The 6,414-nt window shown below is 66.3% G+C and carries 6 protein-coding genes; 2 read left to right on the top strand and 4 right to left on the bottom strand.

Going from position 1 to position 6,414, the window contains the following annotated elements:
• On the top strand, nt 1-1,417 hold a 1,417-nt coding region (locus RMO40_RS14690), incomplete at its 5' end, for a hypothetical protein (RefSeq protein WP_309722716.1).
• A gap of 85 nt (nt 1,418-1,502) precedes the next feature.
• Here the strand turns inward: RMO40_RS14690 and RMO40_RS14695 are convergent.
• The 4 genes from RMO40_RS14695 to RMO40_RS14710 all read right to left on the bottom strand — a co-directional run bounded on the left by RMO40_RS14695 (nt 1,503) and on the right by RMO40_RS14710 (nt 5,423).
• Nucleotides 1,503-1,796: a hypothetical protein gene (locus RMO40_RS14695; protein ID WP_309722720.1), complete on the bottom strand. Its 294-nt coding sequence runs from the start codon at nt 1,794-1,796 to the stop codon at nt 1,503-1,505.
• 62 nt (nt 1,797-1,858) lie between these two features.
• Nucleotides 1,859-2,767 carry an aldose epimerase family protein gene (locus tag RMO40_RS14700; protein WP_309722723.1) on the bottom strand — a complete coding sequence of 303 codons (909 nt, stop codon included), beginning with the start codon at nt 2,765-2,767 and terminating at the stop codon, nt 1,859-1,861.
• A gap of 2 nt (nt 2,768-2,769) precedes the next feature.
• Nucleotides 2,770-3,690: an SMP-30/gluconolactonase/LRE family protein gene (locus tag RMO40_RS14705; RefSeq protein WP_309722728.1), complete on the bottom strand. Its 921-nt coding sequence runs from the start codon at nt 3,688-3,690 to the stop codon at nt 2,770-2,772.
• Nucleotides 3,687-5,423, bottom strand: coding sequence for a dihydroxy-acid dehydratase (locus RMO40_RS14710; RefSeq protein ID WP_309722731.1), 1,737 nt, complete (start codon nt 5,421-5,423; stop codon nt 3,687-3,689). Before RMO40_RS14710 ends, RMO40_RS14705 begins: the two co-directional genes overlap by 4 nt.
• 94 nt (nt 5,424-5,517) lie before the next feature.
• Here RMO40_RS14710 and RMO40_RS14715 point away from each other — a divergent pair, with 94 nt between their 5' ends.
• Nucleotides 5,518-6,330 carry an SDR family oxidoreductase gene (locus tag RMO40_RS14715; protein WP_309722734.1) on the top strand — a complete coding sequence of 271 codons (813 nt, stop codon included), beginning with the start codon at nt 5,518-5,520 and terminating at the stop codon, nt 6,328-6,330.
• The last annotated feature ends 84 nt before the right edge of the window (nt 6,331-6,414 follow it).

Genomic DNA, 6,414 nt, shown 5'->3' on the forward strand with positions numbered 1-6,414 from the left:
GCCGGCCGCCGCACCGCGCCTGCTGTTCACCCACAACGCGCCCTTGCACGGCCTGGTGCATGGCAAGGCCGGCCTGGAGTTCCTGGCGGTACGCGACGGTGTTTTCAATGTGTGGCGCCTGGAAGGCAGCGAGTGGGTCAAGTTGAGCCACACCCACACCCGCGTGGTCTCGCACGGCGGTACCCAGCCTGATGGCTCACTCACGCTGGGCCTGGTTGCGCCCGGTGGCTACGAGCTGCGCCGCATGGCCGCCACCCCCGCTTTGCAGCGTGCGCCGGTGGTGGCCGCGCCGGCCAGCAGTGCCTCGGCGCCCGCAGCGGCCCCCGCCACGGTGCTGAGCGAAGCGAAACCCTATGCGTCATGGCGCTCGATGGCTCCGCGCAGCTGGTTCCCCGAGGTGACTGGCGAGTCGGGCTTGTCTGCGGTCGGTGCGAGCACCTTCGGTTCTGATGCGCTCGGTTGGCACAAGTACGCCGCCTCGCTGCAATACGAAACCACACAGGGCGAGCTGTTGGGCAGCCTGCAATACCTCTTCCAGGACCAGCACTTGATCACCTTGCAGCGCGAACTGACCGCCCGTGCCTGGGAAAACGGCAACGAAGAAAAAGACGTCACCGCCTACGACCGCGAAACCCGCGCGCAGTGGCTGAGTGTCTTGCCCTGGCTGCGCCTGGATCGTCGCATTGCCTTTGGCGTGGGAGCGGCGCTCGATCATGTGGAGCGTGTTCACCCCGAGCGGGCCCCCACCGTCGGCATCCCCAGGACCGAGCGTCTGCTCGCAGCCTTGCTCAGCTACGACACCACCGGCAGCAACTGGTGGTCGGAAGGCAGCAACCGCGGTCAGCACGCCACGCTGCTGTATGAAAGCTACCGCCCGTTCGTGCGCGAAGGCCGGAGAGATTACGACGGCAGCGTGTTGCGCTTCGACTGGCGCGGCTTCGTACCCGTGGGCCGCAGCGTGCTGGCCCTGCGCCACACCGAGGCGCATGCGAGTGGCTTCACCGAGCGCTTTCAATTGGGCGGCGCGATCGACCCCCAGCTGCAGCTCGGCATGGCGCTCAACAACCGCGACATCACCTTGCGTGGCTACAGCCGCAGCAACGTGGTTGGCCTGCGTGGGGCCAACGCCCGCGTGAGCACCATCGAGTGGCGCATGCCGATCGCCGACGTCGACCGGCACTTCATGACGCCGGCCGTGGGCTTGAACCGCGTGTCGGCTGCAGCCTTCTTCGACATTGGCGGCGCATGGGACGCGGGCCATCGCCCGCTGCATTACCAGCGCGGCGTGGGGGTCGAGCTGCTGAGCGAGATCAAGCTGCTGTACGCCATGGGCCTGCAGCTGCGCGTGGGCGTCGCGCGTGGGCTCGACGAGCCCAAGGGCACTCGCGCTTACCTGGCGTTCGGGCGAGGCTTCTGAAAACTCACCGTTCGGGCTGAGCCTGTCGAAGCCAGCGCCGTGCAATGCGCGGCCCCTTCGACAAGCTCAGGGCGAACGGCAATTCTCAATGCAGCTTGTCGCGCGGTGGCCGCTTGTCGAACGACTTGGGCTTGTAGACGTTGCCGTCCCAGGTGCCACCCTCGCGGGCGCGCTGGATGGCTTCTTCGGCCACCTGGGCGGCGCTCTTGGGCGAGCTGCGGCGGCGTTGGAAGAGCGACCGGGCCCCGCCCCGAATGCCCTGCCAGGTGCGGCGGGCGAAGGCGTCGACCTTCATGCGCAGGCGCACACCCAGCAGCAGCCGCGCCATCATCACGACGCAGATGGCCAGCACGGCAATGGCAAGAGACTTCTCGATCATGGTGGCCAGATAGTAGCCCCGTCCTTCGCCCTGCCACGAAACCACGGGCCCAGTGAGGTGGCTCAGCGCGCCAACTCCTGCACTCGCCATTGCACCCGCAGTTCCAGCGCCTCCCCTTGCGTCAGCACACGCAGGCCCGGGCGGCCTGGCAGGTGGAAGGCATCGATGGGGTGGCTGACAGGCTCGAAGCAGAAGGTGGGGCCTTGCGGTGGACGGTACAGCAGGCAGTAGCCGTCATGGAGGCAACTGGCCTGCACGGCCGGCACACGCAGCCGCAGGCGCAGAGACTCTTCGGGCCAGTCGATCAGCGCCTCGCCCGACCAGCCAGTGAACGCGTTGTCGATGAATGAACCGGTCACGGCAGCGCCAGTGTTCAAGTCCCAGCTCGGCGGGAAACGATCGGTGTGTTGCGTGGGCAGCGGATCATCACCACAAAGCCACACACCACGCACCGGCGCCGTGAGCCGCATGCCCGCGCTGCGCTGGAACCAGGGGTGCAGGCCCAGCCCATAGGGCAGGGGCTCCTCGCCCAGGTGGGTGACGCGTACGCTCTGGTCGAGCCCGCCGTCGACGAGGGTGAAGGTCTGTTTGGCGCGGTAGTGGTAAGGGTTGCCGTCGAAGCGCTGCGATTCGAGGTGCATGACGAGGGTGTCGGCCGCTGTCTGCTCGAGGCGCCAGCGCTGCAGCCAGCCATCGCCATGGATGGGGTAGGGCTCGCCGGCGCGGTTGGGCGCCATCGCGTGAAAGTGGCCGGCCTGCTCGAAGCCACCGCCGCTGATGCGGTTCGACCACGGCAGCATGGCGAAGTTGGCCAGCGAGTAGCGGTCTTCGTTGACACCGTCCCAGGGCCGCCACAGGTCGAGCAGACCGTGCGGCCGCGCCATCTGCCAGGCGGCCACACCGCCCCCGAGGGTGGGCACGAGGCCGAGGCGCTGTTCGGCATATTCCAGCCAGACGATGGGGTGCGCCATGTTCAGCCCGCGTAGAGGTTGGCCGGCCGGCCGGGGCCGTCGATGTCGATCGCGAACAGCGCACCGGCCAGAGGCTGGTTCGCGAGCTGCTCGACCGACAGCTCGAAACGCGCGCTGGTGATGAAGAGCGTGCGCATCTGCGGGCCACCGAAGGCCACGTTGCTGATGTGGCTGGTCGGCAGGTCGATGCGTGCCAGCTCTTCGGTGGTGACCGGGTCGTGGCAGGTCACGCGGGCGGCGCCCCAGTGGGCCACCCACAGGCGGCCTGCCGCGTCGGTGGTCATGCCATCGGGGTAGCCCTCGTCGGCCTGAAAGCGCAGCCACACGCGCTGGTGGCTGAGTTGGCCCGACACCGGGTCGAAGTCGAAGGCGTGAATGCGCCGTTCGGCCGTTTCGTTGAAGAACATCGTGCGCCCGTCGAGCGACCAGGTGGGCCCGTTGGTGACCGCATAACGCGCATCGAAGGCGAGCGTGCAGCGCTGCTCGGCGCCAAACCGATACAGCGCGCCAGTCGGCCTTGCGCAGCCGAAATCCATGGTGCCGCCCCAGAAGCGCCCCTGTGCGTCGCACTTGCCGTCGTTGAAGCGGTTGCCGGGCTGCTGCGGCTCGGGGTTGTGCAGGCGTTGCAGCGTGCCGGTGTCGGTGTTGAAGAGTGCAAAGCCGCTGCGCAGCGTGACCAGCAGGCCGGGCTCGCTGGCGCGCTCGGCCACGGCCGAGATCTCTTCGTCGAAGAGCCAGCTGTGGCGCGCCTGCGTGGCGAACTCATACCGATGCAGCTGGCGGCCGAGGATGTCGACCCAGTACAGCGATTGCCGGCGCACCGACCACAGCGTGCCTTCACCCAGCGTGGCCGCCGCCGGCCAGAGGCAGCGCAGCTCGCTGGTGGGGTGCGGTGTGGAGATCTTCAATGTGCTGTCCTTCAATGCGATTCCCTGGGCACTTCGGCGCCGCTGCCGCCGACCAGGAAGTCCAGGTCGGCCCCCAGGTGCGCCTGCTGCACATGCTCCACGTAGAGTTTGTACCAGCCGCGCTTGGGCACGGGCTGGGCTTTCCATAGCGCGCGGCGTTTCGCCAGTTCTTCTTCAGAGACCTCCAGGTGCAGGCGCCGGCCGGCCACGTCGAGCTCGATCATGTCGCCGTTTTTCACCAGGGCCAGCGTGCCACCCGCCGCCGCTTCGGGTGAGGTGTGCAGCACCACGGTGCCGTAGGCGGTGCCGCTCATGCGGCCATCGGAGATGCGAACCATGTCGGTGATGCCTTTTTGCAGCACCTTGGGCGGCAGCGGCATGTTGCCCACCTCGGCCATGCCGGGGTAGCCGCGCGGGCCGCAGTTCTTGAGCACCATCACGCAGTGTTCGTCGACGTCGAGATCGGGGTTGTCGATGCGGGCGTGAAAATCTTCGATGTTCTCGAACACCACGGCACGGCCGCGGTGCTGCAGTAAGTGAGCCGACGCCGCCGAGGGCTTGATCACGGCCCCATCAGGCGCGAGGTTGCCGCGAAGCACGGCGATGCCGGCATCGGCCATGAACGGCGCTTCGGTCGTCTTGATGACATCGCGGTTGTAGCAAGGCGCGTCGGCAATGTTCTGCGCGATGGTCTTGCCGTTGACCGTGGGCGCGTCGCCGTGCAGCAGCGAGGCGATCTCACGCAGCACGGCCGGCAGGCCGCCTGCGTAATAAAAATCTTCCATAAGGTACTTGCCTGAAGGCTGCAGGTTCAGGATGCAAGGCACCTCGGCGCCCAGGCGGTCGAAGTCGTCCAGCGTGAGCGGCACGCCAATGCGCCCGGCAATCGCCAACAGGTGCACCACCGCATTGGTCGAGCCACCGATGGCGGCGTTGGTGCGGATGGCGTTTTCGAACGCGTTGCGGGTCAGGATCTGCGACATGCGCAGGTCTTCTTTCACCATCTCCACGATGCGCCGGCCGGTGAGTTGCGCCAGGCGTTTGCGGCGTGTGTCGGCGGCCGGAATGGCGGCGTTTTCGGGCAGCGACATGCCCAGCGCCTCGACCATGCTGGCCATGGTGGAGGCCGTGCCCATGGTCATGCAGGTGCCGGTGGAGCGGTGCATGCACGACTCGGCGGCGGTGAACTCGTCCATCGTCATCTCGCCCGCGCGCACCATCTCGCTCATCTGCCACACGCCGGTGCCCGAGCCGATGTCTTGCCCGCGGAACTTGCCGTTGAGCATGGGCCCGCCCGACAGGCCAATGGTGGGCAGGTCGCAGCTCGCCGCGCCCATCATCAGCGAGGGGGTGGTCTTGTCGCAGCCCATCAACAGCACCACGCCGTCGATCGGGTTGCCGCGGATGGACTCTTCCACGTCCATGCTCGCGAGGTTGCGAAACAGCATGGCGGTGGGGCGCAGCTGCGTTTCGCCGAGCGACATGACTGGGAATTCGAGCGGGAAGCCGCCGGCTTCATAGACCCCGCGCTTGACGAACTCCGCCAGCTCGCGAAAGTGCCCGTTGCACGGTGTGAGCTCGCTCCACGTGTTGCAAATGCCGATGACGGGGCGGCCGTCGAGCTCGTCGTGCGGGTAGCCCTGGTTCTTCAGCCAGCTGCGGTGCATGAAACCATCGCGGTCAGTCTTGCCGAACCAGGCCTGGCTGCGCCGCAACTTCGGGTTGTCGGGCTTCTTCTTCGAATCCATTGTCTTGTCGTCCTTCGGGTCAACAGCGAAGAGCTCTTGACGCGGCGCATCGTAACAAGGCACATTGATAATAGAAAAATAAATAAATAGATTAATGACATATACAAATTGCAATCACAAAGGATTCGCCGTGTCAGCTCAACCTCAACTTGCGTCCTACCCCAGCCTGCGCGGCCGATCGGTCTTCATCACCGGTGGTGGGAGCGGCATCGGTGCCGCCATGGTCAGTGCCTTCGTCGAGCAGGGTGCTCGCGTGGCCTTCATCGACATCAACGAAGCCGCCAGCCGCGATCTGGCGCAGCAGCTCAAGACCGCCGGCCATGCCGCGCCGTGGTGGCGGGCCTGCGATGTGCGTGACATACCTGCCTTGCAGTCGGCCGTCACAGATGCAGCCGCGGAACTGGGGGACTTCGCCGTGCTGGTCAACAACGTGGCGAGCGATGACCGCCATACGCTGGAATCGATCACCCCGGCGTACTACGACGATCGCATTGCCATCAACCAGCGCCCGGCGTTGTTTGCCATCCAGGCGGTGGTGCCGGGCATGCAGCGGCTGGGGTTTGGCTCCATCGTCAATTTCGGCTCGATTGGTTGGCAGACCAAGACCAGTGGCTACCCCTGTTATGCGATCGCCAAATCGTCTGTCGACGGGCTGACGCGCGGCTTTGCGGCGGGTTTAGGGCCGTTTCGCATTCGTGTGAACACGGTGACGCCGGGGTGGGTGATGACAGAGCGGCAGATCAAGCTGTGGCTGGACGCCGAGGGCGAAGAAAGCATCAAGCGCAACCAGTGCCTGCCCGACAAGTTGCAGCCCGATGCCGTGGCGCGCATGGTGCTGTTTTTGGCGTCGGATGACGCGGCGATGTGCACGGCGCAGGAGTTCACGGTGGATGCGGGGTGGAGCTGAGGCTCGCTGCCCTCGTCATTCCCGTGAAGGCGGGAATCCAGGTTTGTGGTGCTTCGCGATGGTGTTTCTTCTGCCTGCCGGCGG

Origin of the sequence: Rhizobacter sp. (assembly GCF_031412075.1) — a bacterium.
Classification (GTDB): Bacteria; Pseudomonadota; Gammaproteobacteria; order Burkholderiales; family Burkholderiaceae_C; genus Rhizobacter.

Coding starts and splice junctions, on each gene's coding strand:
- RMO40_RS14695 (WP_309722720.1), bottom strand. CDS start 1,796: ATGATCGAGAAGTCTCTTGCCATTGCCGTGCTGGCCATCTGCGTCGTG.
- RMO40_RS14700 (WP_309722723.1), bottom strand. CDS start 2,767: ATGGCGCACCCCATCGTCTGGCTGGAATATGCCGAACAGCGCCTCGGC.
- RMO40_RS14710 (WP_309722731.1), bottom strand. CDS start 5,423: ATGGATTCGAAGAAGAAGCCCGACAACCCGAAGTTGCGGCGCAGCCAG.
- RMO40_RS14715 (WP_309722734.1), top strand. CDS start 5,518: ATGACATATACAAATTGCAATCACAAAGGATTCGCCGTGTCAGCTCAA.